The following is a 26,269-nucleotide window of genomic DNA, read 5'->3' on the forward strand; positions in this document are numbered from 1 at the left end:
GGAACCCGGTGGAGAACCGTACATTCGCGACGCCGGGGTCCGGCACGCCGGCGGGCGCCGCGGTGTCCGTGGCGGTACCGGAGCAGCAGGACCAGGGCCGGGGCCGGGCCACGCCGCACACGCCCGGGCGCACCCTGCGGGCCCGGCGCCGGCGCCCCGCGGTGCTCGCCATGGCGGTCGCGCTGATCGCGGCCGGCGGGCTCGGCGGGGCCGTCCTCTACAACAGCACCGGCCAGCGGGTCGCGGTGCTGGCGCTCGCCCGGGACGTGCCCTGGGGGCAGGTCATCACCGACGACGACCTGGTGGTGGCCCGGATCGCGGGCGACCCGGCGCTGCGGCCGGTGTCCGCCCAGGACCGGGCCAGGGCGGTCGGCCTGCGGGCCGCCACCGACCTCAAGCGCGGTGCCATGCTGACCGGTTCGGACCTCGCGCAGGGCCTGACCGTGCAGCCGGGGCAGATCGTGGTCGGGGTGTCGGCCAAGCGCACCCAGCTGCCCGCCAGCCGGCTCCAGCCCGGGGTGCAGATCGTCGTGGTCAACACCCCCGACAACGGCCGGCCCGACTCGCTGGCCGCGACGGTCATCACGGTCGGCCGGGTGGACACCGACGGCAGCCAGGTGATCGACGTGGCGGTCGGCACGGCGGACGGGCCGCGGCTGGCGCAGTGGGTGGCCGGCGGGCGGATCCAGGTGCTGCTGGCCCCGCGCGCCGCGGCGGGCGGCAGCACCCCGGCCTCGCCCTCGGCCGCCCCTTCGGGCGCTGCCCCCACGGGCGCTGCCCCCTCGGGCGCGGCGCCCTCCGGCGGGGCCGCCCCCGCGGGCACCGGCGGGCCCTCGACCCCGGCCGGGGCGGGTGGCGCCTGATGGCGGTGATCGCGGTGGTCGGCGGCCCGGGCGCGCCCGGGGCGACCACCACCGCCCTGGCCCTGCTGCTCGCCTGGCCGCTCCAGCCCGGCCGCCGGATCCTGCTGGTCGAGGCCGACCCGGACGGCGGCGCGGTGCTGGCCGGCGCCCTGGAGGGCCGGGTCGAGGCGGTGTACGGGCTGCGCAACCTGGCCGTCGCCGACCGGCGCGGACTGCTCGCCCAGACCATCTGGGAACAGCTCATCGACCTCTCGCCCGAGGGCGACGCCGAGCGGCTGCTGCTGCCCGGCCTCACCGACCCGGCCCAGGCCTCCGGCCTCGCCTACACCTGGGAGCCGCTCGCCGAACTGCTGCACGGCATCGAGCACCAGGGCTACGACGTCATCGTCGACCTCGGCCGCTCCGGCGCCACCGGGGCCGGAGCGGTGCTGGCCCGCCGCGCCGACGTGGTGGCGGTGACGGTCCGCAGCACGCTGCGCGGGCTGAGCGCGGCCCGGCCGCGGCTCGCCGCGCTCGGCGAGGACCTCGCCACCGCCGGGACCGGGGCGGACGCCCTCGGGCTGCTGCTGGTCTCCGAGGGGCCGTACTCGGGCTCCGAGGTCTCCCGCGAGTTCGGCCTGCCGGTGCTCGGCGAACTGCCGCACGCCCCCCGCACCGCCCGGGTGCTCTCGGACGGCGGGGACACCACCGACCGGCGGTTCATCCGCTCGGAGCTGATGCGGACGGCGCGGTCGGCGGCGGACGAGGTGCAGCTGCTGGTCCGCCGACGGCGGCAGCGGCTCGCGCCCACCGCGGGCCCGGCGGCCGCGCCGCTGCCGCAGGGCCCGCTGCCGCCCACGCCGGTGCCGCCCACGCCAGTGCCGCCCGCCTCGGTGCCGCCCACGCCCGTGCCGCCCGCGCCCGCGGGGCCCGCGTCGAGTCCGTACGGGCCGGCCGGGTACGGGCAGCAGGCGTACCCGGACCGGACGTACCAGGGTCAGGCCCGGCCCGTCCACCCGCCGTTTCCGCAGCCCGCCCACCCCCAGCCCGTCCGTCCGGAGCCCGTCCACCCGGAGCCCGCCCACCCGCTACCCGGGTACGGTCGGCCCGGTTACGGCCAGACGGCCCCCGGGACCGCCCCCGGCGAGGCGGAACCGCCCTCCTACGCCCCGCCGGTGATCACCACCGGCCCGGTCGCGCCGCTCGCCGGTCTGGCGCCGCAGCCGGCCGCCCCGGCGCCGTTCCCGGCGCACGTCCAGGGGGCCGCCGCCGGGCCGGCCGACGAGGACGACGACCCCTACCAGCTCCAGCAACCGACGGTGACCGACCGTCGGACCGGCGACCGCCACCCCTACGACCCCGGGGAGGTGCTCCGTGCGCGGTAGCCCCCTGCACCAGCACCCGACGGCCGACCCGGCCGCCCTGCCCTGGGCCGCGCCCGTCCCGGCCGCCGCACCGCCGCAGCAACAGCCGTACCAGCCAGGCCCGGTCGCGCCGCATCCGCAGTCGCAGTCGCAGTCGCAGCCGCCGGCGCCCCAGCCGGTGGCCGCCGGGCCGACCGCCGTGCCCGCCCAGCTGCCCTCGCTGGACGTGCGCGGCAGCGCCACCCGGCCGGCCGTCGACCCGCAGGTCGCGCGCGAGCTCAAGCGCCAGGTCGCGGCCGAACTGCACCAGCAGATCGCCCGGTTGACCGCCACCTCCGGTGCCGAGCCGGACCGGGCCACCCGCCGTCAGCGCGGCCGTGCGCTGATCGAGGAGGCGGTCGCCCGCTGGTCCGACGCGTACGCCCAGACCCACGGCATCCCGCCCACCCGGGAGCAGGACCGCGCCCTCGCCGAGGCCGTCTTCGACCTGCTGTTCCGGGCCGGTCGGCTGCAGCCCTACCTGGACGACCCGGAGATCGAGAACATCCTGGTCAACGGGTGCGACGACGTCTGGGTCTCCAAGGTGCACCAACCCCTGCGCCAGGTACCGCCGGTGGCCGACAGCGACGCCGAACTCGTCGAACTGCTCCAGGACCTGGCCCGGCAGCACGGCGGCGGCGAGCGCAGCCTGTCCACCGCCAGCCCCACCCTCGCCCTGCGGCTGGAGGGCGGCATGCGCCTCCAGGCGCTGACCGAGGTGACGCCCCGCCCGTACGTGGCGATCCGCCGCCACCGGGTGGCCTCCGCGACGCTCCCCGAGATGGTCGAACTCGGCACCCTGGACGGGACCTTGGCCGCCTTCCTGGCCGCCGCGATCCGGGCCAGGAAGAACGTGATGATCACCGGCACCCAGGGCGTCGGCAAGACCAGCCTGCTGCGCGCGATGGCCGCCGAGATCCCGCCGGACGAGCGGATCGGCACCCTGGAGTCGGAGTTCGAGCTCTGGCTGCACACCCTCGGCCACCTGCGCCAGGTCGTCCCGATGGAGGCCCGGGAGGGCAACGGGGAGCGCGTCGAGGGCCGCCTGGCCGGGGAGTTGTCGATCGGCGACCTCATCCCGGCCGCGCTGCGGATGACCCTCTCCCGGATCATCGTCGGTGAGGTCCGCTCCGGCGAGGTCGTCCCGATGCTGCGGGTGATGACCAACGGCGAGGGCGGCTCGATGTGCACCCTGCACGCCCGCGGCCCGCACATGGTGGTCGACCGGATCGCCGAACTCTGCCTCGAGTACGGCTCGCACATGACCGACGCGCTCGCCTACCGGCTCACCGCCAACGCCCTGGACCTCATCGTGCACGTCTCCATGGTCGACGAGACCGCCGTCGGCGGCCGTCGGCACCGCTTCGTCTCCCACGTCCTGGAGGTCACCGGCCTCGGCGAGAGCGGTCGGCCCGCGCTGAACACCGTCTTCGGCCCCCGGCCGGACCTCGGCGAGCCGCGCGCCGTCCCGCACACCCCGCCGCAGTGCCTGGACGACCTGCGCCGGGCCGGCTTCGACGCCTCGCTGCTCGGCTCCCGGTACGGGAGTTGGGCCGCCCCGCTGCAGCTGCGGATCGGCGGTGGCCCGCGGTGATGCTGCTCTTCGCCCTGTGCGGGCTGGCGCTCGCGGGCGGTCTGGTCGCCCTGGTGGTCTGGGTACGCGGCAGCGAGCCCGTCGACGAGGACGAGCCGGCCGGCCGGGACAACCCGCTGGCCGGCCGCGCCCACGTGTTCTGGTACGGCGCCCCCGGCAGCGCCTCGCTGCGGATGGTGCGGCTGCGCCGGATCCAGCTGCCGCTGGCACTCGTCGGCGCCCCGCTGGCCTGGCTGTTCACCCGCATCCCGCTGACCGCGCTGCTGGTGCCGCTGGCGGTCTTCGGCCTGCCCTGGCTGTTCGACACCACCCGCCCGGACACCCGCCGGATCGAGCGGCTGGAGGCGCTCTCCGAGTGGACCCAGCGGATCGCCGACGTGCTGCTGCTCGGGGTCGGCCTCAACCAGGCCATCGTCACCAGCCGCCGCACCGCCCCCGCCGCCCTGGAGGAGGAGATCGGCGAGCTGGCCGCCCGGCTGCAGGCCCGCTGGCGGCCCGAGGAGGCGTTGCACGCCTTCGCCGACAGCCTGGCCGACGCCACCGCCGACAAGGTGCTCGCCGCGCTGGTGCTGCGGGCCGGGGACAGCGGCCCGGGCCTGGCCCGGACGCTCTCCGACATGGCCGAGTCGGTGCGCGAGGAGGTCCGCCAGCGCCGCGCCATCGAGGCGGACCGGGCCAAGCACCGCACCACCATCCGCTGGCTGGTCGGCATCATCGTGCTGGTCGTCACGGTCGGCTCCTTCAACAGCGAGTACACCCGCCCGTACGGGACCTTCCTCGGCCAGATCGTGCTGGCCGTGGTGGCCGCCCTGTTCGTCGCGATCATCGCCTGGATGCGGGCCCTGGCCGCGCACCCGCCGGTGCCCCGGCTGCTCGCCCCGGACCGGCGGGGCAAGAGCGGGCGCCGGCTGCGCGGTTCCGGGCCGGAGCCGGTCGAGCGGCTCGGGGAGGTCCGGTGATCTCCCCCTGGTCCGTGCTGGCCGGCGCCGTCGCGGCCGGCGGCCTCGCCCTGCTGGTGGCCGAACTGCGGCCCGCGCCACCGGACCTGCGCCAGGCGCTGGACCGGCTGCACCGCACCCCGGCCGACCGCGAACCGGACCCGGACGAGCGGCCGCGCTGGTACGACCGGATCGGCGAGCGCTCGGTCACCCTGCGCGGGGTGACGATCCCGCGCCGCGAACTCGCCCTGATCGGCCGCACCCCGGCCCGGTTCATGGTGCACAAGCTGCTGTTCGCCGCGCTCGGCCTGCTGCTGCCCGCCTACCTGGGCGCGATGGCCGTGCTGATGGACGTCGGCCTGCCGTTCGCGCTGCCGCTGGTCGCCGGGCCGCTGCTGGCCGGGCTGCTGTGGTTCGTCCCGGACGCCGTGGTGCGCGGCGAGGCCAAGGAGGCCCGTACCGAGTACCTGCACGGCATCGCCGCCTACCTGGAGCTCGTCGCGATGGAGCGGGCCGCCGACTGCGGCCCCGCCGAGGCGCTGCGCCGGGCGGCCGCGGTCGGGCAGGGCGTGGTGTTCCGGCGGATCCGCGACGCGCTGGAGCGCGCGGCCACCGACCGGCTCCCGCCCTGGGCCGGACTGGACGCGCTGGCCGAGGAATTGGGCCTCAGCCCGCTCCAGGACGTGGCCGACATCATGCGGCTGTCCGGCACCGACGGCGCCGCCGTCTACGACACCCTGCGGGCCCGGGCCAAGGGCCTGCGCGGCGAACTGCTCGCCGAGGACCTGGCCCGGGCCAACGCCGACAGCGAGCGGATGGTCGCGCCGGGCGCCGCCCTGACCCTGCTGATGACCGTCCTGATCGTCTTCCCCGCACTCCACCAGATGCTCAACTGACCTTCCCGGCCGAGCAGCTGACACCACACACCACACTCAAGATCCCCGGGAGACCCCGATGACCGTACGACTCGTCCAGCTGGCAGGTCGGGTGCTGCGGCCCGTCCTGCTGCCCGTGCAGTTCGCCCTGCTGCTGTTCACGCTGCGGCTGGGCCGGCTGCGGGCCGCCCGGGCACGCGGCGACCGCGGCGCCATCAGCATCGAACTCGCGCTCGCCATCATCGCGTTGGTGTTCGTCGCCGGGGCCGTCGCGACCGCGCTGTACCTGTTGAAGGACAAGGTGGTCACCAAGGTCGAGCAGGACCCGAACCTGCCCGGCGGCGCCGCGGGGGGCGCCACCAAGTGATCCGGGCCCGTCGTCGTCCGCTCCGCCGCCGGGGCGACCGGGGATCGATGAGCATCAGTCTGGCCATCGTCTTCCCGGTCGTCCTGCTGCTCCTGCTGCTGGTCGTCCAGGCCGCGTTGATCTGGTACGACCGGCAGGTCGCGCTCACCGCCGCCCGGGAGGGCGTGGACGCCGGCCGGGTGCAGGGCAACGCGACGGAGCAGGCGGCGAACGAGGCCGCCGCGCGCCAGGCCCGGGACTTCCTGGACCGGCAGGGCGTGCACACGTACCAGGTGGGGACGGGCGACAGCACGGCCGACACGATCAAGGTCACCGTGGAGCTGACGCCGCCGCTGCTGATCCCCGGGCTCACCGGGCCCAGCGTCCGGCAGTTCGCCGAGGCGCCGCGCGAGCGCTTCGTCCCCCCGGTGGTGAAGCCGTGAGGCGGGCACCGGCCGGTGCCGACCGGTCGGGGCGAACGGGGCGGCTGGGGCGTTCGGGGCGGCTGGGACGGCTGGGGCGGCCGGGGTGGCGCGGGCGGTTCCGGCGGCCGGACCGGGGCGGGGTCGCGATCGAGGCGGCGATCGTCGTGCCCGGAGTGGTCGGACTGGTGCTGCTCGCGATCGCCGCCGGGCGGGTGCAGACCGCCGCCGGCACGGTCGAGGCCGCGGCCCGGGCCGGAGCCCGGACCGGCTCGCTCCAGCGCAGTGCCGTCGCCGTGGACGGGCCGGCCAAGGAATCCGCGCTCGCGACGCTGCGCCAGCAGGGCGTGTCCTGCCGCAACTCGGACGTCCAGGTCTCCGAGGCGCCGATGGACCTGCCGGGCGGCCGGGTGGTGGCCGTGACGGTCACCGTGTCCTGCGACGTCGAACTCGCGGACCTGCTCGGCGGACCGTCCGGGCTGCCCGTGACGAAGCACCTCGTCGGGGAGTTCACCTCGGTGATGGACCGCTACCGCGGCACATGACGACGGCAGGGGGCGGCGCACCGGCCGCAAGGGGCGCGGCCGGGGGATTGGGGACGGCCCGCGCGGGGGAGACGCAAGCGGAGAGCGCTCGGGGGATGACGCAACGGCACCGAGGGGCGCCCGGTGGGGAGCCGGTGGGGAGACATCGTGTGGATCGGGGGGAGGGGGTGCGGGTGCTGAGCGGGCTGCGGGGCCGCCGCCGGCGCACGGCCGGGCGACGGTCCGACCGGGGCGCGGTCGCCCTCTTCGTGGCGATCTGCGCGGCGTACCTGGTGCTCGTCATCGCGCTGGTGATCGACGCGGGCGGCCGCCTGCGGGTCGCCGAACGCACCGACGCCTACGCCCAGGAGGCCGCGCGGGTCGGCGGCCAGCAGCTCGACCAGGCGGACGTGCTGCAGGGGAAGGGCTTCAAGGTCCGCCAGGACTACGTCCGGCAGGCGGCCGGGATCTACCTCGACCGGTACGGCCTGAAGGTGGACGAGGTCGTCTTCTCCGACGACGGCAAGGTCGTCACCGTCACCGTGCGGGCCGACTACCGGCCGGTCCTGCTGGGCGCCCTCGGGGAACGGAAGGTAACGGGCAAGGGCAGTGCGACCCTCGTCCACGGAGTCGAGAAAGCGGAGACCGACTGATGGCCGCGCCACGTGCCAAGGACCAGGCCCGTACCGCCCAGGCCCGTACGGTTGGGGCCGGCGCCGGCCCGGGCGGAACCGGGAAGAGCGGAACCGGGAAGAGCGGAACCGGGAAGTACGACGCCGGGAGGAACGGCGCTCGGAAGAACGGCGCCGGGAACGGCGGAACCGGGCCGGACGGAACAGGGAAGGGCGGCAGGCCGACGGTGAGGGGGCACGCCCGCCCCGGGCGCCGCCGACCCGGCCGTGGCGGCGCGGTGCTCGCCGCGCTCGCCGCCCTGGTGACCCTGCTCGCCCTGCTGTTCGGCGTGCCCGCCCTGCTGCTGTACGGCACCCAGGCCGTCGCCTCGATGGGCGAGGTCGCCTCCGGCGGGGTGGGCGAGGCGCTCACCAGTCCGGACGACGGGCGGCTGTTCCTCTGGCTGCTGGTGGTGGTCGGCTGGCTGGCCTGGGCGTGCTTCGCGCTCTCCGTCCTGCTGGAGGTCCCCGCCCAGCTGCGCGGCCGGATCGCCCGCCGGATCCCGGCCTTCGGCTGGAGCCAGCGGATGGCGGCCGGGCTGGTCGGCTCGGTGCTGGCGCTGCTGCCGGTGGCCGGTTCGGCCTTCGCCGCGGTGCCCGAACTCACCCAGGGCCCGTCCGCCCAGGCGCAGTTGACCCCGGGCGTGCAGCGGGCCGCGCTGCCCGCCGCCCAACCCGCGCCGGCCCCCGTCCAGGCGGCGGACCAGCAGCCCACCTACACCGTGCGGGACAGCCGTCCGGCCGACAGCCTGTGGTCCATCGCGGAGCGCCAACTGGGCTCCGGGGAACGCTGGGTGGAGATCGCCAAGCTGAACGACGGCCGGGTGATGGGGGATTCGGGCATCCGCTTCGACGCGGAGCGCCCGATCCAGCCCGGCTGGGAGCTGCTGATGCCGACGGACGCCAAGCCGGACGAGGCGAAGGCCCCGGCGTCCGGGGCGGCGTCCGGGCAGGCCGCCGGGCAGGCATCGGGGCAGGCCCAGGCGCCTTCGTCCGGCGACACCTCGGCCTCGGCGACGCCCGCCACGACGCAGGTGCCGCAGGCCGGGACCGAGCCGGGGGCGGGCGGGCCGAGGACGGTGACCGTCCGCTCCGGGGACAGCCTGTCGGCCATCGCCCAGCGGGAACTGGGGGATGCCGAGGCCTGGCCGAAGCTGTTCGAGGCCAACAAGGGCGTCCAGGCGCCGGACGGGGAGCGGCTGACCGACCCGGACGTGCTGGAGCCGGGGATGGTGCTCACCGTGCCCGGAGCGGCCGCGCCGGCGGCCGGGCAGACGCCCGCGCCCGAGGGTTCCGGGGCCGGAGCCGGAGCCGGGGCTGGAACCGAGGCCGGGGCCGGGCAGACGCCCGCCCCCGCCGCCACGCCCCAGCCCGCCCCGGCCACCCAGGCCCCGGTTCCCGCCCAGGGCGCGCCCGCCACCCAGGCCCCGGCGCCGACCCACGCCCCCGACCGCACGCCCGCACCCGCCCCCGCCCCCGCCGCGCACGCCTCCCCGGCGCCCAGCGACGACTACGGCGTCGCCCTCGCCGCCTCCACCGTGGGCGTGCTGCTCGCCGCCGTCATGGTCGGCACCGTCGCCTACAAGCGGGGCACCCAGCAGCGCGGCCGCCGCCCCGGCCACCGCATCGCGATGCCCGAGGCCGAAGCCGCCGCCTTCGAGAACGAACTGATGGTCCGTCAGGACCAGGCCGGCCTGGAGCTGCTCGACCGCGCCCTGCGGACCCTGGCCCGCAACACCACCCGTGGCGGCAAGCGGCTGCCCGCGATCGTGGCGGCCCGGATCACCCCCGACCACACCATCGAACTGCACCTGTCCGGCCCGGCCACCCCGATCGCGCCGTTCCGCGCCGCGCACGCCGCCAACGTCTGGTGGTGCAGCGAGGAGTCCTCCGACCTGCTGAGCCCCGCCCAGGCCCGTAAGACCCACGCGCCCTACCCCGCGCTGGTCACCCTCGGCACCTCGCCCGACGGCTCGGTGGTCCTCGCCGACCTGGAGGCCGTCCGGCTGCTCCACCTGTCCGGACACCCCGACGACGCCCGCGCCGTGCTGCGCACCCTCGCCATCGAGCTCGCCCACAGCCCGCTGGCCGACCGGCTCCACCTGCACCTGGTGGACCTCGCCGAGGAGGTGCCGATCACCGGACCGGCCGCCGAGCGGGTCCACCGCCACCCCACCCTGGAGGCGGCGCTCGCCGCGCTCGGCCCGCGCACCGCCAAGGCCCGCGCCACCCTGGTCGCGGCCGAGGCCGCCAGCCCGCGCGAGGCCCGCAGCCGGGGCCAGGCGGACGAGTCCTGGGTGCCCGAGATCGTGCTCTGCGCCCAGCAGCCCGGCGGGGACACCCCGGCCGAGCTCGGCCGCCTGCTGGACGCCCGCCCGCGCACCTGCGTCGCCGTCATCACCCGCGCCCCCGAGCGCGGCACCGGACCGGTCGCCCGCTGGACCCTGCCGACCACCGGCCAGGCCGCCATTCCCGGCCTGCACCTGACCGTCGAACTCCAGCGGTTGGACGACCACCAGTACGACCAGGTAGCCGAGTTGCTCCGGGTTGCCGACGACAGCACCCAGTACCCGGCGCCCGCCTGGACCCTGGACGGTCCTGGCCTCGACCCGGACGAGGACACCGACACCACCGAACTCCCGCTCGCCGTACCGGTGCTGGCCGCCGTCGGCGCTGCGGGGGCGGCGGCCGAGGGGGACACGGGGGCGGCGGCCGGGCCCCGGCTGCTGGCCCGGGGCATCGGGACCGGGGCCAGCCCGTTCGCCGGGACGGACCCGGTCGCGCCCGCTCCTGCACCCGCTCAGCTGCCGGCTCCGGTGCCCGGGCCCGCCGCCGTTCCCGCTCCCACGCCGCCCGGCCCGGCGCGCTTCGCCGTCAACGGGCAGGGGCGGCAGGCGGCCACCGGGACGGAGCAGCCCGCCGACGAGGCCACCCGCGACCTGCGGCTGCCGGGCGCGCCGGGAGAGTCCGTGGAGCCGGTCGAGGCGGTTGAGGTGGGCGAGCCGGTTGAGGCGGGCGGCCCCGCCGGGGCTGAGGAGTCGACCGGTGCGGACGGTCCGGCCGAGGCCTCGGTGACGGTGCTCCCCGTCCAGCCGGTCCGGCCCGTGGCCCCGCAGGCGCCCGCCGTGCCCGCGCCGCCTGCCGAGCCGGCGCCGACGCACCAGAGCGCGCCCGCGCCCACCGGCGTCGACCCGCGCGTCCCCGCCCGGCCGGACCCCGGCGTCGGCCCCGTCCCCGTCTCCGTCCCCGTTCCTGGGCCTGTCCCCGGTTCCGAGGGCGGCCCCGAGGGCGGCTCAGCCGTTACGGCGCCGACGACGGTCGAGCCCGGCCCGGCCGCCGTCGCGCCCGTCGCCCGGACCACGTCCGGCCGCAGCGACAGCGACGACCTGCTCGCCATCCTGCGCTCCCCGGAGGCGCACACCCCGCGCAACGCCCCCCGGATCCGGCTGCTCGGACCGGTCGACGTGGCGGGTACCCCCGGCACCGTCGAACCCGGGGCGCTGCCCCGGCTCACCGAACTCGCCGTCTACCTCGCGCTGCGGCCGGGCGCCGACCACCACGCGCTCGACCACGACCTGCACCCGGGCGCCGCCCACCTCGACCCGCACCCCACCGCGGCCGACGCCAGGAGCCCGCTGCCGGCCAAACTCGCCGACCTGGCGGCCTGGTTCGGCAGCACGCCGGACGGCCGTGCCTACCTGCCCACCGACACCACCGAGGGCTACGCCTTCGCCCCCGCCGTCACCTGCGACTGGGACGAGTTCCGCAGCCTCTACCGGCGCGGCATGCGCAGCACCAGTGCCACCGCCGACGCCGCCCTCGCCCACGCCCTGGCGCTGGTCCGCGGCGCCCCGTTCGCCGAGGCGCCGCCGGCTTCCTACGGCTGGGCCGAGGCCGAGCGCCAGGACATGATCGCCGCGATCGTGGACACCGCCCACGAACTCGCCGCCCGCCGCCTCCAGTACGGCGACCACCGCAGCGCCGAGGCCGCCGTCTTCCGCGGCCTCGCCGTCGCCCCGGACGTCGAACTCCTACACCGTGACCTCTTCTACGCCTACGCGTCGGCCGGTGCGCGGGACCAGCTCCTGCGCGCCGTCAACCGCCTCGACGCGCTCAGCCGCCGCACCGGCCGGGACCTGGACGCCGACACGGTCGCCCTGCTGCGGGACCTGCTCGCCGGGTCCTGAACCACCGGGGACGTCGTAGGGTTCACGATGCGTGACGTTCGGTGGTTGTCAGTCGTCGGGCTCCGAGTCGAGGGCGGCGGCCCGCTCGCCGGGCCTGTCGCTCATGGGGCGAGCGTAGCCACGGGCCCGCCGTAGGGCCCGCAGTTCTCGGGTGGTGCGAATGGCTGCCCTCGACGCGCACGCCCCGTTGCTCAGTGTGATGATCCGCTTACGAATTGTCGATTCTCCTGGGAGATGGACGTGAAGAGGCGTTTCACCGCTACGGCCTTCCTGCTCGCCCTGCTGGCGAGCATCTCGGCGACGGGCACGGCCCGGGCAGTCCCCGTCACGCCGCCCGTGGCCTCGGACTGCTCGCAGGACGTCACCGACGCGTTCAACTCCTGGCTGGCCACGGTGCCCGACGGGGCGACCATCCGCCTGGCGCGCAACGGCTGTTACCTGTCCAACGGCTCGATCACCTTCACCCAACGGAGGAACATCACCATCGAGGGCAACGGCGCGACCGTCAAGGCCACTGTCGACGCGCCCGTGAGCACCAACCGCGCGCGGCTCTGGTTCGACCGCGGGGGCGGCTTCGTCGTCCGTGATCTGACCCTTCAGGGCACGAACTTCTCCGAGCACTGCGCGGTGGTCGCCCAACCCTCCTGTTACGACTCGGCCCGGGAGCACGACGCCGGGGTCAAGATCGGGGGCGCCGACGGCGTTCTGCTCGAACGGCTGCACATCGAGAACACCTGGGGCGACGCCGTGGAGCTCTTCTCCGGCGGAACGTGGGACGGGCAGGGCAACGGAGCCGTGGCGCCGCGCGATGTCACCGTGCGCGACTCCACCGTGCACACGACCGGTCGGCACGCGTTCTCGTGCGACAACTGCCACAACTACGTGATCGAGCACAACGACGTGAGCAACGTCGGCTACTGGATGACCGACGTGGAGATCGAGGGTGCGGTGTGGACCGGGGACGTGACGCTCGTCCGGAACACCTACCGCGATGTCTACCTCGGGCTGCTGGCTGCGGCGAGCGACTACGGCGTGAAGCCCGGTCCGTTCATCCTCCGGGACAACGTCCAGACCAGTGACCCCGTCACCTGTTACCCCCCGGTCTACATCGCTCCGCCGACCAATGAATACGGTCCGGCGCGGGTCACCGGGAACTCCCTGAGGTCGTTCGGCACCACGATCGCGCTCGGCAACGTCTCCCGGGCCGACGTCTCCGGCAACACCACCACCATCCAAGCCGGCGGGTGCGGTTTCGCCGCCGGGGTCGAACTGGTCGACGTGCCGAGCGGCGAGGTCGTCCACAACACGTTCATCGGCGCGGATGCCGTCGTGCAGAACTACTCGTCAACGGTCACCGTGTGCGGCAACCGTACGACGGCGACGGGCCCGTACGACAAGCCGGTGCCCTGCGGCAAGGTGTAGACGGGTCCGCTACGGCCGGTCGGCGCCGGCCGTGGCGGTGGAGTGCGGTCAGATGGCGCGCAGCCAGGCGTCGACGGTGGCGAAGTCGGCCTCGGTGAGCCCGACTTGGGGGTTCACGCGGTGCAGCAGGGCGGCGGCGGGGGAGTTGGCCTCGACCCAGCGCCGATCGGCCGGGGCGATCTCGTCGTCGACCCAGACGAACCGGCGTCCGGCCGCCCAGGCGACCAAGGTGTGTGTCTTCCAGTGCAGTTGGGAGTCCGGGTCGCTCTCGTCGCCCGGTCGGTCGGTGTCCGGCCAGTCCACGTACGGCAGCCGGGGCAGGCCCAGTCGGGGTGCGAGGCAGGCGTCGGCGTCCGCCAACCAGGTGGTGGCCCAGACCAGTTGGCAGGGCAGGGCGAGCAGTCGGGGCCCGAGCCCCGGGTCGACCCTGGCCACCAGCGGGTTGCCGGACGGGCCCGCGCCCGGGCCCGGGTAGCTGGGGTAGCCACCGGGCGGCGGGGCGCCGAAGGGGATCAGGGGCCCGTCGACGTCGAGGAACAGCAGGGGGAGCCCCGGATCGGTCATGACGGCACGATAGCGGCCGGTCCCGGCGGTGTGGCGCGCCGATCGGCCACCCGGCCTGGCTCGGGCGTGCCGGGATCTCGTAGGGTGGCGCGCACGGGACGTGGTGGCAGGCACCACGAAGGCAAGGGCATCAGACGCCGCGGACGCGGCGGGGCGGGGCGGTGACCAGAAGATGGCGGAGACGACTGCTGTTTCCGGAGGTCCCGAGCCGACCGCGGACTCGGGCCCCTGGGACGCCGTACCGCCGCAGCCCGCAGGGCGGCCCGAGGAGCACCCGCCCGGGCCCGCCGCACTGTACGAGCCACCGCCCGCGCCTGCGGCCCCGCCCGCGGCCTTCGCCGCCACGGTGCCGCCCGCTCCGCCGACGGTCGGCCCGCCGGTGCCGCCGGTGGCGCCCACCGGATGGACCCTCACCGGCCTGCCCGCCGCGGGCGCCCAGGCCCACGCCCAGGCCCACGCCCACGCCCAGGCGGCGACGCCGTCCGCCGCCGGTGTTCCGGCGGTCTCCACGGCTCCGGCGGGCCCCGGCGGGCTCGGTGCGGCCCCGCGCGGCCGGATCCTGGTGATCGAGGGCGGTTACGGCAACTCCGGCCGCCGCACCTGGGGCCGGGGCGGTCCCGCCCAGGCGCCGGTGCTGTCCGCGATGCTCGCGGCCGTGTCGCCGCAGGTGCTGCTCGCCGCGGACGCGGTGGACGCCGTCCACCTCCCCGGCGCCAGCGACCCGCACACCGTGCTCGCGCACCTGCGCGCCGCCTCCCGTCACCCGGGCCCGCTGCTGGTCCACCTGGGCGGGCACGTGGTGGCCGACAAGCGCGGCGGGCAGCTCCAGCTCACCCTGCGCGACGCCAGGCAGGACGGCCTGCCCTGGCAGGCGATCGCCGCCGAACTGAGCCACCGTCCGGCCGAATGGCAGACCCTGGTGATCGCCGACCTGAGCGCCGACCAGAACGCCTGGCCCTACCTCCAGGGCACCGTCTCGCCGCTCAGCGAGGGCATCCCGCTGTGGGCGGTCGTCAGCCCGGACCCGGAGCAGATCGGCACCTTCACGCGCGCCCTGATAGAGGCGCTGCACGGCGGCCGCCCGGGCGCGGGCGAGGTGCTCGCCCCCGAGCAGCTGCGCCAGCAGGTGTACTCGGTGCTGCGGCCGGACGTCGTCATCCTCGCCACCCACACCCCGGACCGCCCGGTCTTCCGCAACACCGCCCGCCGGGGCGAGGCCCCGGTGGCGGACGTCGTGCTGCCGGTGCCGGAGGTGCTGCCCGTCGCGGACGCGGTGCCGACCGAGCTGCCGTTGCCCGCCGCGGTGCCGCCGCCTCGGCAGGCGGAGCCGCAGGACGCCGTGGCCGAGCGGGCACTGGTGGCGCCCGCTCCGCTGCCGGTCACGCCCGTCGGCGGGCCGGTGAGCCTGGTCAAGCCCGGAGTGCCGCCGACCCCGCCCCGCCCGGTCCGCCCGGTCAGCCTGCGCAAGGAGGGCGAGCAGTCGGCCGAGACGGCTCCGGGGGTGAGCCTGCACAAGCCCGCCGCTCCGGCGGAGGAGGCCCCTGCGGTGGGCGTCACGCTGCGCAAGGCTCTGCCGGAGGCCGTGGAGGTCGTGGAGGCCGTGGAGGCGGTGGAGGCCGTCGAGGCAGCCGGAACCGCCGCTGGTGGCACGGGGGTTGCCGAGCCGGCTGAGCCGGTCGAGCCGGTTGAGCCGGTCGAGGAGCCCCGGGACGCCGTCCCGGACGAGACCGGTCCGACGGACGAGGTCCCGCAGGACGCGGTGCCGGCCGACGCTGTCCCGGCCGAAGCCGTCCTGACCGACGTCGTCCCGACGGACGTTGAACCGGCTGCCGAGGGACCGACCGACCAGCCGCCCGCCCCGGCCGAGGAACCGGCCACCAACGTGCCGCGCGAGGACTACCGCGAGGTGATCGGACGGATCGTCCGCAGCGCCGACGCGGGGGACCACGCCGCCGCCACCGATCTCGCCTTCGCCCTCGAACTGGAGGCGATCGCCGAGCACGGGGCCGTCTCCGAGCCGGTCCTCCAGGTGCGCCAGGTGCGCGCCCACGTGTGCCGGCTCGCGGGCCGGACCGCGGAGGCGGCCGCCATCTACCGTGAGGTCGCCCTGACGCTGCTCCGCTCGCAGGGCGCCGACCACCAGGAGACCCAGCGGGCGGCCACCAACGCCGAGGCCTGCTGGCGCTCGATCACCGACCGGGCGGAGGCGATCCGGATCGCCCCGGAGATCATCGAGCTGCGCGCCTTCCTCCCGGGCCCGGACAACCGCAAGCTCCGCGCCGCCGAGCGCTATCTGGCCCAACTCGCCGCCGCCGCACCGGCAGTGGCCGACCAGGCCTGACGGCTACGAACAGCGGCCAGAGGACAGCGAACAGATGACAGGTAACAGATAACAGAAAACAGCGAACGGATAACAGCGAACGGATAACAGATGTTGAAATCTGTTATCCGTTCGCTGTTACTTGTCAGCCGTCAGGAACCGCGTCCCGACCGACTGCTCGCTGTTTACCGCTTACCGCGTACCGCTTACTGCTCGTTGCCCTGGCTGTTGTCGTCGAACCGCACGTCGCCCGCGATCGCGTGGACGAACTTGGTGCCGTCGATGGTGCCGAGGCCGGACGCGAGGTCGTAGCCCTCGGCGGCGTTGTAGCCGGTGACGCCGCCCCAGCCGTTGTCGCCGTCCTTGACGTCGACGATGCCGCTCCACTTGCTCGGCAGCAGGCTCAGGCCGTACAGGCTCGGGTTGAGCTGGCCGAGGCGGTGGCCGGCGAGCTGGTCGGCGAGCGCGACGATGCCCGAGAACAGCGGGGTGGCCTCGCTGGTGCCGCCGGTGAGGTGCCAGCCGACCGCGGTCGGGTCGTAGGACTCGTAGGTCCAGGCGGCGCCGTCGACGGCGGCGCTCATGCTGATGTCCGGGGTGCCGCGGTGGTTGCCGGTGACGTCGGAGACGCCGGCCTGGTACCACGGGCGCGAGAAGATGCCAGACACGCCACCGCCGCCGGCGCCGGACTTGTCGTGCCACACCTTGTCGGCCGCGGTGCGCTTGCCGCTGTCGTCCAGGGTCAGCTGGGTGCCGCCGATGGAGGTGACCAGCGGGTCCGAGGACGGCCAGGAGTTGACCTTGAACGGGTACAGGTCCGTGCCGTTGGTCTGCGAGTCGGTGGCGCCGTTGTCGCCGGAGGCGGCGAGCACGGTGACGTTGCGGTCGGCGGCGGCCTTGAAGGCGTAGCGCAGGTCGGTCAGCGACTTGAAGTCGCCCTTGTCGTAACCCGGGAAGGTGTTCTCGGTGGCGCCGAAGCTCTGCGAGATGACGTCGCCGACGCCCTTCTTGATCAGGTCCTTCTCGGCGTCCATCATCTCGGGCAGGCCGGTGGTGCCCTCGGTCTCGGCGACGCCGGTCTCGACCAGGACGATGTGGGCGTCGGGGGCCATCGCGTGGGCGTACTCGACGTCCAGGGTGGTCTCGCCGGCCCAGCCGGTGTGGTCGGGGTTCTTCGGGTCGAAGACGGGGACGTTGCCCCACTTCCGCACCTCGACCTGGGTGTCCTTGATGCCCCACTGCTTGTCGAAGACCTCCAGGTCGTGCTGGATGGTCGGCGAGCCGAAGGAGTCGACGATGACGATGGTCCGGCCCTTGCCGGTGATGCCCTCCTTGTACAGCGGGGCCAGGTTGTAGGCGGCCTGGTACTGGACCGGCGAGTAGCAGTGGATGCCGATCTGGCTGACGCACTGGGTGGTGCTCAGCGGCGCCGGGCGGGTCGTGGCGAGGTGGTGGCCGAAGGAGGCCGGGCGGACGTGGACGCCCGAGAGGTCGTGCGCGGGGGCGGCGGTCGCGGCGCCGACGGCCGGAACGGCGACGGTGCCCGCGGTGAGGGCGGTGGCCCCCACGGCGAGCAGAGCCAGGGCACGGCGGAGGGAGGCGGGGCTGCCCATGGAACTCCTTGGGACGCAGAGGGCCCGACCAGGTCCGGTCGGGTCGGTTCGGCCATCCCATCGAGTGCCGCATGATCATGCCATAGTCATTTGGTGGGGTCGCTCGACCAGGCCCATGGTCATGATCGGCCACGCGAAAGGGTAAAGGCCGTCCCAGGGAAAAGTAACCACGCACCTGGGACGGCCATGTGATGACGCGTCAGTAATATTCAATGAATATTAACCGTATCTTCCCAGCACCCACCCAATTCGCGTACGGGTGCCGGATGTCCGCGCCGGCCGGAGCTACCGGGCCCCACCGTTGACGTACAGTGTCTGCCCGCTCACGTACGAGGCGTCCTCGCTCGCCAGGAAGGCCACCACCGAGGCGACCTCCTCCGGCTGCCCGACCCGGCGCAGCGGCGTCCGGGAGGCCACCTCGGTCTGGTGGTCCTCGGCGGTGGCGCCGACCCGCTCGGCGGTGGCGGCCGTCATCGCGGTGGCGATGTAGCCCGGGGCGACGGCGTTGACGTTGATGTTGAACGGCCCCAGCTCGATCGCCAGGGTCGCGGTGAGCCCCTGGATGCCGGCCTTGGCGGCCGCGTAGTTGGCCTGGCCCCGGTTGCCGAGCGCGGAGCGCGAGCTGAGCGAGACGATCTTCCCGTACTTCTGCGCCACCATGTACTTCTGCGCCACGTGGCTGCAGTTGTACGCGCTGGTCAGGTTGACCGTCAGGACGGTGTCCCAGTCGGCCTTGGGCATCTTGAAGAACAGGTTGTCCCGGGTGATCCCGGCGTTGTTGACCAGGATGTGCAGTCCGCCGAGTTCCTCCGCGACCCGGGCGAAGACCTCGTCGACGGCGTCGTAGTCGGCCACGTCGCAGCCGTAGGCCCGGGCGGTGCCGCCCTTGGCGGTGATCTCGGCGACCGTCCCGGCCGCCCGCTCGGCGGTCAGGTCGACCACCGCGACGCTCGCGCCCTCCTCCGCCAGCCGACGGGCGGTGGCCGCGCCGATGCCCTGTGCCGCGCCGGTCACCACGGCGACCTTCCCTGCGAACCGTGCCATGTCCGTTCCTCCGCTCACTGGATGCTCCCGCTCACTCGAAACCTGTCCCGAAACCCTGTCCCGGAACCTGCCCCGGAACCTGTGCCGAAACCTGTGCCGAAACCTGTCCCGACCCCGTCTCAGACGTTCTCGACCAGCACGGCCGTACCCTGCCCCACGCCCACGCACATCGTGGCCAGGCCGCGCCGGGCGCCGGTGCGGCGCATGCGGTGCAGCAGCGTGGTGAGGATGCGGGCGCCCGAGCCGCCCAGCGGGTGGCCGAGGGCGATCGCCCCGCCGCTGGGGTTGACCACCTCGTCGGCCCGTTCCGGGCTGAACCCGATGCCGTCGGCGGAGGCCAGCGCCTGGGCGGCGAAGGCCTCGTTCAGCTCGGCGGTGTCCAGGTCGGCGAGGTCCCACCCGGCCCGGCCGAGCACCTTGGCGGTGGCGGGCACCGGCCCGATGCCCATCACGTCCGGGTGCACCCCGGCCGAGGCCCCGGCCACGTACCGGCCGAGCGGCTGCAGTCCGAGGTCGTGCAGCGCCTCCTCGCCGACCAGGACGAGCCCGGCCGCGCCGTCGTTCATCGGTGAGGCGTTCCCGGCCGTGACGGTGCCGCCCGGGCGGAAGGCCGGCTTGAGGCGGGCGAGCTTGTCGAGGCTGGTGTCCTCGCGGATGCCCTCGTCCTGGCTCACCGTCACCCCGTCCGGCCGCTCGACCGGGACCAGTTCGGCGTCGAAGTGCCCGTCCTTGCGGGCGGCGGAGGCCCGCTGGTGGCTGCGCAGCGCGAAGGCGTCCTGGCGCTCGCGCCCGATGCCGTACCGGCCGGCCACCTCCTCCGCGGTCTCGCCCATGCTCAGCACGCCGTGCAGTTCGGCCATCCGCGGGTTGGTGAGCCGCCAGCCGAGCCGGGTGTCGTAGGTCTCGATCCGGTGCGGCAGCGCCTCGTCGGGTCGGGGCAGGACGAACGGCGCGCGGGTCATCGACTCGCAGCCGCCCGCCAGCACCACGTCGGCCTCGCCGGAGCCGATCGCCCGGGCGGCGAGGGTGACGGCCTCCAGGCCGGAGGCGCAGAGCCGGTTGACGGTGGCGCCGGGGACGGTCTCCGGCAGGCCGGCCAGCAGGACGGCCATCCGGGCGGCGTTGCGGTTGTCCTCGCCGGCCTGGTTGGCGGCGCCCCAGTAGACGTCGTCGATCCGGGCCGGGTCGAGGGCGGGTACGTCGGCGAGCAGGGCGCGCAGCACGGTGGCCGAGAGGTCGTCCGGCCGGACCGTGGCGAGCGCTCCGCGCAGCCGGCCGATGGGTGTGCGGCGGGCTGCGGCGAAGTAGACAGGGCGCACGTCGTGCTCCTTATCGGATGATCGGGGTGGTGGGTCAGAAGGCGTTGACGCCGGTCAGGGCGCGCCCGATGAGCAGTTGGTGGATCTGGCTGGTGCCCTCGTAGAGGGTCATCACCCGCGCGTCGCGCAGGTACTTGCCGACCGGGTACTCGTCGATGAAGCCGTAGCCGCCGAACACCTGGAGCGCGTTGTTGGCGGCCCGGACGGCGGCCTCGCTCGCGTAGAGCTTGGCGACGGAGGACTCGGTGGCGAACGGGAGGCCGCGTTCGATGTGGTCGGCGACCTTCCAGGTGAGCAGCCGGGCCGCCTCGACGTCGACCGCGATGCCGGCCAGCAGTTCCTGGACGAGCTGGTGCGAGGCGATCGGCTTGCCGAACTGCTCGCGCTCGCCGGCGTAGCGCACGGCGGCCTCCAGGCAGGCCCGGGCGATGCCGACGCAGCCGGCCGCGACCGACATCCGGCCCTTGGCCAGGGCCGCCATCGCCACCGTGAAGCCCTTGCCGACCTCGCCGAGCCGGGCGCTGTCGGGCACCCGGACGCCGTCCAGGTCGAGTCCGGCGGTGGCCTGGCCGCGCAGGCCGAGCTTGCCGTGGATCTCGGTGCGGCCGAAGCCGGGCAGGCCGGTGGGGACGAGGAAGGCGGTGATGCCCCGGTGGCCCTGCTGCTCGGGGTGGTCGCCGCCGGTGCGGGCGAAGACCAGGGCGACGTCGGCCCAGGTGCCGTTGGTGATGAAGGTCTTGGCGCCGCTGATCAGCCAGTCGTCGCCGTCGCGCACGGCCCGGGTGGTGAGGTGGGCGGCGTCCGAGCCGGTGCCGGGTTCGGTGAGGGCGAAGCAGGCCAGGGCCTCGCCCGAGGTGAGCCGGGGCAGCCAGTGCCGCTTCTGCTCCTCGGTGCCGAAGGCGTTGATCGACTTGCCGACCAGGCCGAGCGAGACCGAGACGATCCCGCGCACGGCCGAGTCGCCGCGCCCGAGTTCCTCCAGGACCAGGCAGTAGGCGAGGTGGTCGCCGCCGCTGCCGCCGTACTCCTCGGGGATGGTCAGGCCGAGGAAGCCGACCTTCCCGAGCTTGCCGATGATCGCGCGGTCCACCTGTTCGGCGCGGTCCCACTCGGCGGCGTACGGCACGATCTCGCGGTCGGTGAACGAGGCGGCCAGCTCGCGGACGGCGGCCTGCTCCTCGGACAACTCCAGGTTCACGACGGTGCCCACCTCGTTAAACTAGCGCTGCAAGTTTTACGTGTGGACTGTAGACCCGACCCGCCCGTGCTGGGAAGGGGGACCTGCCAGAATCGGTCCCCACCCCACCCGACCGGAGGTAGCGACCCGATGGCTCGCCCGCGCACCCCGCTGCTCAGCCGTGAGCTCATCGTCACGGCCGCCCTGCGGCTGATCGACGACGAGGGGCTGGAGGCGCTCTCCACCCGCCGCCTCGCGGCCGGGCTCTCGGTCAGCGGGCCCTCGCTCTACAACCACTTCGCCACCAAGGACGACCTGCTGGACGCGGTGGTGGACAGCGTGATCGGCGAGGTCGACCTGGCGATGTTCGACGACCGGGCCACCCCCTGGCCGGAGGCGCTGCGCGACTGGGCGCGCTCCTACCGCGCCGCGCTGGCCGCCCACCCCAACATCGTCCCGGTGCTCGCCCAGGGGCCGGGGCGGCGGCCCAACGCGCTGCGGCTGGCCGACGCCGTGTTCGGGCACCTGGTCGGCTCCGGGTGGCCGCGCGGCCAGGCCACCCGGATCGGCGCGCTGATGCGCTACTTCGTCACCGGCTCCGCGCTGGCCTCCTTCGCGGCCGGCTTCCCGGCGGACGCCGAGGTGTACGACGCGGCCGACTACCCGCACCTCGGCGAGGCCCACCGGCTCGCGGGGCACCGGGGCTCGGTCGACGAGGGCGCCTTCGAGACCGGTCTGGAGGCACTGCTGGACGGGCTCGCGCTGCGTTTCGAGCGCCTGGCCGTGCGGTCGCCCTCGTAGTCGCGGGCGACCGGCGGTCCCACCGGTCCCACCGGTCCCACCGGTCCCACCGGGGGCGCCGGGGACGGCAGGGCTGCCGGGGTTGCCGGGGCTGCCGGGGTTGCCGGGGTCACGGGAGCCGCCGGAGCCGCGGCGCCCGCCCCGGTCACCAGGCCTCGCGGGCCAGGAAGGCCGGCCGCTGCTCCGGGTCCACCGGGTCGTAGTACCGGTGGTAGACCGGGGTCAGCCCGCCGGAGACCGGGGGCACGATCCAGCTCCAGTCCGCCGGGGTCGGGCGGCCGAGGCGCTGCTCCTGGGCGACGTGCTTGAGGAAGCGCGCCGACTCGGTGTGGTGGTCGGCGATCGTCACCCCGGCCTCCTGGAAGGAGTGCAGCACCGCGAGGTTGAGCTCGACCAGCGCGCGGTCGCGCCAGAGCGTGCGCTCGCTGGAGGTGTCCAGGCCCAGCCCTTCGGCGACCGTGCCGAGCATGTCGTAGCGGTCGGCGTCGGCCAGGTTGCGGGCGCCGATCTCGGTGCCCATGTACCAGCCGTTGAACGGCGCGGTGGGGTAGCGGACGCCGCCGATCTCCAGCGTCATGTCGCTGATCGCGGGCACCGCGTACCAGCGCAGCCCGAGTTCGGCGAACCAGGCGTGCTCGGGGTGGCTCAGCGGCACCTCCAGGGTGGTGTCGTCCGGCAGGCCGTACCAGCGCGGGCGCTCCTGCGGGCCTTCCTGGAGCAGCAGCGGCAGCACCTCGAAGCGGTCCTCGGCGCACTTCCAGCCGAGCCCGCGGGCCAGCTCGGCGAGTTCGGCGCCCGCCGGGTCGCCGACCACGGCGCCGTCGACCCGGTGCCCGGCGTAGCGGACCAGCTGCTGGTTGAGGATCCGCGGGGCCGGGCGGCCCGGGCGGTCGGGGGCGAACACCGAGACCACCGGGCGGATCCGGCCGCCGTTGCCCGCCAGCCGGAGGTGCTCGAAGCACTCGGCGGCGATGTCGTCGGGGTCGGACAGGTGGCGCAGGTCGCGGACCACCAGGCTGCGCCAGTACAGCCGGCCGATGCAGCGGGCGGCGTTGCGCCAGGCGAGCTTGGCACCGTAGGCGAGTTCGGCGGGGGTGTGGTGGTAGCTGCCGGTGCGGTCGATCTCCTCCCGGACGGCGAGCAGCCTCGGCCCCGGGTCCCCGGCGGCGGGCTGCTCGCGGTGGAACTGCCGGACGAACTCGGCGGCCTGCCCGGGGTCGGTGAACGGCGGTGGCGCGGGCGGCAGTTGCGGCTCCGGGGCCGGCTGTGCGGCCAGCTCCGGGGTCGGGTGCCGGGCCGGCTGTGCGGTCGGGTGGGGGCTCGGGTGCGGGGTCGGCTGCGGGGCCGGGTGGGGGTCCGACTGCGGGTCCGGCCGCAGCCTCGGCCCGGGGGTCGGCGGTACGGGTGGCGCGAAGCCCGTCGCGGGGTGCGCGTGGGCGTACGGGCAGCCGCCGCTCGGGGCGGTGGCGGTTCTGCGGGTGCGGAGCCGGTTGAAGATCAAGGACACATCCCTCCTGGCGAACAGGAGTACCGGAGGTGCCCGGCCCACCGCAGGGAGTGAACGATTCGGCCCCCGCACCCGCGCTCTGCGCGCTAGGGTGCGGGGGCCGAAGGTCGGGTCGTACGACCGGAAGGCGGGGGCTTCGGTCAGCCCATGTCCTCCAGGCGGATGCCCTTGGTCTCCTTCATGTACTTCGCCACGAAGACGATCGACAGGGCCGCGAAGGCCGCGTACACCAGGTAGGTCGCCGAGAGGTTCCAGCGCGAGAGCGACGGGAACGACACGGTGATGGCCCAGTTGGCGATCCACTGCGCGGAGGCGGCGACGGAGAGCGCGGCGGCGCGGATCCGGTTCGGGAACATCTCGCCGAGCATCACCCAGACGACCACGCCCCAGGACATCGCGAAGAACAGCACGAAGGCGTTGGCGGAGATCAGCGCGACGGTGCCCTGGAGGTCGGGCAGCGTGACGTTGTCGCCGGAGCCGGTCGCGGAGGAGAACGCCCAGCCCGCGGCGGCGAGGGTGACGGCCATGCCGGCCGAGCCGATCAGGGCGAGCGGCTTGCGGCCGATCCGGTCGACCAGCAGGATCGCGATCACGGTGCCGAGGATGTTGATGACCGAGCCGATGAAGCTGATCAGCAGCGAGTTGCTCTGGTCGATGCCGACCGACTGCCACAGGATCGACGAGTAGTAGAAGATCACGTTGATGCCGACCAGCTGCTGGAAGACCGACAGGCCGATGCCGACCCAGACGATCGGGAGCAGGCCGAAGCGGCCGCCGAGCAGGTCGCGGAAGCGCGGGCGGTGGTCGGAGGCGATCAGCGACTGGATCTCGGCGATCCGGGCGTCGGTGTCGATGCCCTTGCCCTCGACCTCGGCCAGCACCTTGCGGGCGTCGTCCAGGCGCTCGGCCTGGATCAGGTAGCGGGGGGACTCCGGGATCACCGAGGAGAGCACGAAGTAGACCGCGGCCGGCACCACGCAGACGCCGAGCATCCACTGCCAGGCCTCCAGGCCGAGCAGCCGGCCGCGGGTGTCACCGCCGGCGGCGTCCGCCAGCACCCAGTTGACCAGCTGGGATATCGCGATGCCGAGCACGATGGCGGCCTGCTGGAAGGAGGCCAGCCGGCCGCGGTACTTGGTCGGGGCGACCTCGGCGATGTAGGTCGGGGCGATCACCGAGGCGATGCCGATGGCCGCGCCGCCGAGGACGCGCCACAGGGCGAGGTCCCAGGGGGAGAACGGCAGCATCGAGCCGACGGCGCTGACCGCGAACAGCAGCGCTCCCGCCTTCATGACCTTGATCCGGCCGTAGCGGTCGGCGAACCGGCCGGCCAGCGCGGCACCGACCGCGGAGCCCAGCAGTGCCGAGGAGACGATCAGGCCGGTCTCGCCGCTGCCGACTCCGAACTTCCCCTGGATGCCGGAGACGGCGCCGTTGATCACGGAGCTGTCGTAGCCGAACAGGAAGCCGCCCAGGGCAGCGGCGGCGGTGATGAAGACGACGAAGCCGAGGCGGCCGGGCGCAGTGGCCTCGGCCGCCCCGGAGGGCTTCTGGGTGACGCTCACGATCTTGACTCCTGGTACTCAACGCTGAGCTCGGTAGCCGAGATCGTAACCCCTATTCGTTCAAGCCTTGTAGACGGGGAGGCTCAAGTTTTGCTCTGAGAATTCGTAAGGTGAACAAGCAAATTGGGCCTCCGGGGGTGCTTCGCTCAGGCCGGGGCGGAGAGCGAGAGTCCGAACCGGCCCTCGGGGTCCGTCCACCAGTGGGTCAGCCGCAGCCCGGCCGCGGCCAGCTCCCCGGCCACCCGCTCCCGGCGGAACTTGGCCGACACCTCGGTGCGCAGCTCCTCGCCCCGGTCGAAGTGCACCGGCAGGTTCAGGGCCGGGATCTTCACGGTCTGCGAGCGCAGCGAGCGCAGTCGCATCTCGATCCACTCCTGCTCCGGGTCCCAGAGCGCGACGTGCTCGAAGGCCTCCGGGTCGAAGTCGGCGCCCAGCTCGCGGTTGAGCACGTTGAGCACGTTGCGGTTGAACTCGGCGGTCACCCCGGCGGAGTCGTCGTAGGCGGCGACCAGCACCGCCGGGTCCTTGACCAGGTCGGTGCCGAGCAGCAGGAAGTCGCCCGGGTCGAGGGCGGCGCGCAGGCCGCGCAGGAAGCCGGCCCGCTCCTGGGGCAGCAGGTTGCCGAGGGTGCCGCCGAGGAAGGCGACCAGGCGCGGGCCGCCCTCCGGGGGCAGGCCGAGGCGGGCGGTGAAGTCGGCCAGCACGCCGTGCACGGCCAGTCCGGGGTACTCGGCGGCGAGTGCGGTGCCGGCCGCCACCAGCGCGCTCTCACTGACGTCCACCGGGACGTAGGTCTCCAGGTCGCCGGTCGAGCGCAGCGCGTCCAGCAGCAGCCGGGTCTTCTCGGAGGAGCCGGAGCCCAGTTCGACCAGGGTGTGGGCGCGGGTGGCGGCGGCGATCTCGCCGGCCCGGGCGGTGAGGATGGCCCGCTCGGCGCGGGTCGGGTAGTACTCGGGCAGCCGGGTGATCTCCTCGAACAGCTCGCTGCCCCGGGCGTCGTAGAACCACTTCGGCGGCAGCCACTTGGGGTCGGCGGTCAGTCCGTGCCGCACGTCGTGGTGCAGCGCGGTGCTGAAGTGGTCGGCGGGCAGCAGTCGGGTGAGATCGAAGGTGTCCATGACAGGGTGGTTCCTCT

Annotated in this window: 21 protein-coding genes; 13 read left to right on the forward strand and 8 right to left on the reverse strand. The window is 74.7% G+C overall.

Features of this window, described 5'->3' with window-relative positions; all coding sequences use genetic code 11:
- Positions 1–8: 8 nt before the first annotated feature.
- From ACIQWA_RS32025 to ACIQWA_RS32075, 11 genes are all read left to right on the forward strand, one after another.
- The gene (locus ACIQWA_RS32025) at positions 9–863 is read left to right on the forward strand and encodes an SAF domain-containing protein (protein WP_402488315.1); all 855 of its coding nucleotides are present in this window, start codon (positions 9–11) and stop codon (positions 861–863) included.
- Positions 863–2,227 (forward strand): hypothetical protein, encoded by a 1,365-nt coding sequence (locus ACIQWA_RS32030; protein ID WP_402488318.1) that lies wholly within the window; start codon positions 863–865, stop codon positions 2,225–2,227. Before ACIQWA_RS32025 ends, ACIQWA_RS32030 begins: the two co-directional genes overlap by 1 nt.
- Complete coding sequence (locus ACIQWA_RS32035) at positions 2,217–3,839, forward strand: CpaF family protein (RefSeq protein ID WP_402488320.1); 1,623 nt, start codon at positions 2,217–2,219, stop codon at positions 3,837–3,839. Before ACIQWA_RS32030 ends, ACIQWA_RS32035 begins: the two co-directional genes overlap by 11 nt.
- Positions 3,839–4,798: a type II secretion system F family protein gene (locus ACIQWA_RS32040; RefSeq protein ID WP_360229580.1), complete on the forward strand. Its 960-nt coding sequence runs from the start codon at positions 3,839–3,841 to the stop codon at positions 4,796–4,798. Before ACIQWA_RS32035 ends, ACIQWA_RS32040 begins: the two co-directional genes overlap by 1 nt.
- The gene (locus ACIQWA_RS32045) at positions 4,795–5,673 is read left to right on the forward strand and encodes a hypothetical protein (protein WP_360229578.1); all 879 of its coding nucleotides are present in this window, start codon (positions 4,795–4,797) and stop codon (positions 5,671–5,673) included. The genes ACIQWA_RS32040 and ACIQWA_RS32045 overlap by 4 nt, the downstream gene beginning before the upstream one ends.
- A gap of 58 nt (positions 5,674–5,731) precedes the next feature.
- The gene (locus ACIQWA_RS32050) at positions 5,732–6,019 is read left to right on the forward strand and encodes a hypothetical protein (protein WP_402488323.1); all 288 of its coding nucleotides are present in this window, start codon (positions 5,732–5,734) and stop codon (positions 6,017–6,019) included.
- A 47-nt stretch (positions 6,020–6,066) separates the two neighbouring features.
- Entirely contained in the window at positions 6,067–6,441 is a 375-nt protein-coding gene (locus ACIQWA_RS32055; protein ID WP_360229574.1) for a TadE/TadG family type IV pilus assembly protein, read from the forward strand.
- 146 nt (positions 6,442–6,587) lie between these two features.
- Complete coding sequence (locus ACIQWA_RS32060; RefSeq protein WP_402488327.1) at positions 6,588–6,965, forward strand: pilus assembly protein; 378 nt, start codon at positions 6,588–6,590, stop codon at positions 6,963–6,965.
- Positions 6,966–7,114: 149 nt separating this feature from the next.
- The gene (locus ACIQWA_RS32065) at positions 7,115–7,597 is read left to right on the forward strand and encodes a hypothetical protein (protein ID WP_402488330.1); all 483 of its coding nucleotides are present in this window, start codon (positions 7,115–7,117) and stop codon (positions 7,595–7,597) included.
- Positions 7,598–7,803: 206 nt separating this feature from the next.
- A complete protein-coding gene (locus tag ACIQWA_RS32070; RefSeq protein ID WP_402488333.1) occupies positions 7,804–11,802 on the forward strand; it encodes a LysM peptidoglycan-binding domain-containing protein in 3,999 nt (1,332 codons plus the stop codon).
- A gap of 240 nt (positions 11,803–12,042) precedes the next feature.
- Positions 12,043–13,224: a hypothetical protein gene (locus ACIQWA_RS32075; RefSeq protein WP_402488336.1), complete on the forward strand. Its 1,182-nt coding sequence runs from the start codon at positions 12,043–12,045 to the stop codon at positions 13,222–13,224.
- A 48-nt stretch (positions 13,225–13,272) separates the two neighbouring features.
- Here the strand turns inward: ACIQWA_RS32075 and ACIQWA_RS32080 are convergent, their stop codons facing one another.
- Positions 13,273–13,788 carry an HAD domain-containing protein gene (locus ACIQWA_RS32080; RefSeq protein WP_402488339.1) on the reverse strand — a complete coding sequence of 172 codons (516 nt, stop codon included), beginning with the start codon at positions 13,786–13,788 and terminating at the stop codon, positions 13,273–13,275.
- 172 nt (positions 13,789–13,960) lie between these two features.
- Between ACIQWA_RS32080 and ACIQWA_RS32085 the strand changes: the two genes are divergently transcribed.
- Positions 13,961–16,129: a hypothetical protein gene (locus ACIQWA_RS32085; protein WP_402488342.1), complete on the forward strand. Its 2,169-nt coding sequence runs from the start codon at positions 13,961–13,963 to the stop codon at positions 16,127–16,129.
- A 185-nt stretch (positions 16,130–16,314) separates the two neighbouring features.
- Here ACIQWA_RS32085 and ACIQWA_RS32090 read toward each other — a convergent pair whose 3' ends face one another.
- The 4 genes from ACIQWA_RS32090 to ACIQWA_RS32105 form a co-directional block, all read right to left on the reverse strand.
- Positions 16,315–17,721, reverse strand: coding sequence for a S8 family serine peptidase (locus ACIQWA_RS32090; protein ID WP_402488344.1), 1,407 nt, complete (start codon positions 17,719–17,721; stop codon positions 16,315–16,317).
- 285 nt (positions 17,722–18,006) lie between these two features.
- Positions 18,007–18,765 (reverse strand): 3-oxoacyl-ACP reductase FabG, encoded by a 759-nt coding sequence (gene fabG / locus ACIQWA_RS32095; protein ID WP_360229559.1) that lies wholly within the window; start codon positions 18,763–18,765, stop codon positions 18,007–18,009.
- A 119-nt stretch (positions 18,766–18,884) separates the two neighbouring features.
- A complete protein-coding gene (locus ACIQWA_RS32100) occupies positions 18,885–20,084 on the reverse strand; it encodes a thiolase family protein (RefSeq protein WP_402488347.1) in 1,200 nt (399 codons plus the stop codon).
- A 34-nt stretch (positions 20,085–20,118) separates the two neighbouring features.
- Complete coding sequence (locus ACIQWA_RS32105) at positions 20,119–21,282, reverse strand: acyl-CoA dehydrogenase family protein (protein WP_402488578.1); 1,164 nt, start codon at positions 21,280–21,282, stop codon at positions 20,119–20,121.
- A gap of 129 nt (positions 21,283–21,411) precedes the next feature.
- On the opposite strand from ACIQWA_RS32105, the gene ACIQWA_RS32110 reads away from it, so the two are divergent.
- Positions 21,412–22,062, forward strand: coding sequence for a TetR/AcrR family transcriptional regulator (locus ACIQWA_RS32110; RefSeq protein WP_402488349.1), 651 nt, complete (start codon positions 21,412–21,414; stop codon positions 22,060–22,062).
- A 145-nt stretch (positions 22,063–22,207) separates the two neighbouring features.
- On the opposite strand, the gene ACIQWA_RS32115 is transcribed toward ACIQWA_RS32110, so the two are convergent.
- From ACIQWA_RS32115 to egtD, 3 genes are all read right to left on the reverse strand, one after another.
- Positions 22,208–23,338: a nitric oxide synthase oxygenase gene (locus ACIQWA_RS32115; protein ID WP_402488581.1), complete on the reverse strand. Its 1,131-nt coding sequence runs from the start codon at positions 23,336–23,338 to the stop codon at positions 22,208–22,210.
- Positions 23,339–23,709: 371 nt separating this feature from the next.
- A complete protein-coding gene (locus ACIQWA_RS32120) occupies positions 23,710–25,134 on the reverse strand; it encodes a sugar porter family MFS transporter (RefSeq protein ID WP_402488351.1) in 1,425 nt (474 codons plus the stop codon).
- Positions 25,135–25,280: 146 nt separating this feature from the next.
- Positions 25,281–26,252, reverse strand: a complete 972-nt coding sequence (egtD, locus tag ACIQWA_RS32125) for an L-histidine N(alpha)-methyltransferase (protein WP_402488353.1) — start codon at positions 26,250–26,252, stop codon at positions 25,281–25,283.
- Positions 26,253–26,269 lie beyond the last annotated feature (17 nt).

Origin of the sequence: Kitasatospora sp. NPDC098652, from assembly GCF_044760155.1 — a bacterium.
Classification (GTDB): domain Bacteria; phylum Actinomycetota; class Actinomycetes; order Streptomycetales; family Streptomycetaceae; genus Kitasatospora.

Bases quoted from the DNA above. Each gene is read 5' to 3' on its own strand.
- ACIQWA_RS32030 (WP_402488318.1), top strand. From the start codon at position 863: ATGGCGGTGATCGCGGTGGTCGGCGGCCCGGGCGCGCCCGGGGCGACC.
- ACIQWA_RS32040 (WP_360229580.1), top strand. From the start codon at position 3,839: ATGCTGCTCTTCGCCCTGTGCGGGCTGGCGCTCGCGGGCGGTCTGGTC.
- ACIQWA_RS32050 (WP_402488323.1), top strand. From the start codon at position 5,732: ATGACCGTACGACTCGTCCAGCTGGCAGGTCGGGTGCTGCGGCCCGTC.
- ACIQWA_RS32055 (WP_360229574.1), top strand. From the start codon at position 6,067: ATGAGCATCAGTCTGGCCATCGTCTTCCCGGTCGTCCTGCTGCTCCTG.
- ACIQWA_RS32080 (WP_402488339.1), bottom strand. From the start codon at position 13,788: ATGACCGATCCGGGGCTCCCCCTGCTGTTCCTCGACGTCGACGGGCCC.
- ACIQWA_RS32085 (WP_402488342.1), top strand. From the start codon at position 13,961: ATGGCGGAGACGACTGCTGTTTCCGGAGGTCCCGAGCCGACCGCGGAC.
- ACIQWA_RS32090 (WP_402488344.1), bottom strand. From the start codon at position 17,721: ATGGGCAGCCCCGCCTCCCTCCGCCGTGCCCTGGCTCTGCTCGCCGTG.
- fabG (WP_360229559.1), bottom strand. From the start codon at position 18,765: ATGGCACGGTTCGCAGGGAAGGTCGCCGTGGTGACCGGCGCGGCACAG.
- ACIQWA_RS32110 (WP_402488349.1), top strand. From the start codon at position 21,412: ATGGCTCGCCCGCGCACCCCGCTGCTCAGCCGTGAGCTCATCGTCACG.
- egtD (WP_402488353.1), bottom strand. From the start codon at position 26,252: ATGGACACCTTCGATCTCACCCGACTGCTGCCCGCCGACCACTTCAGC.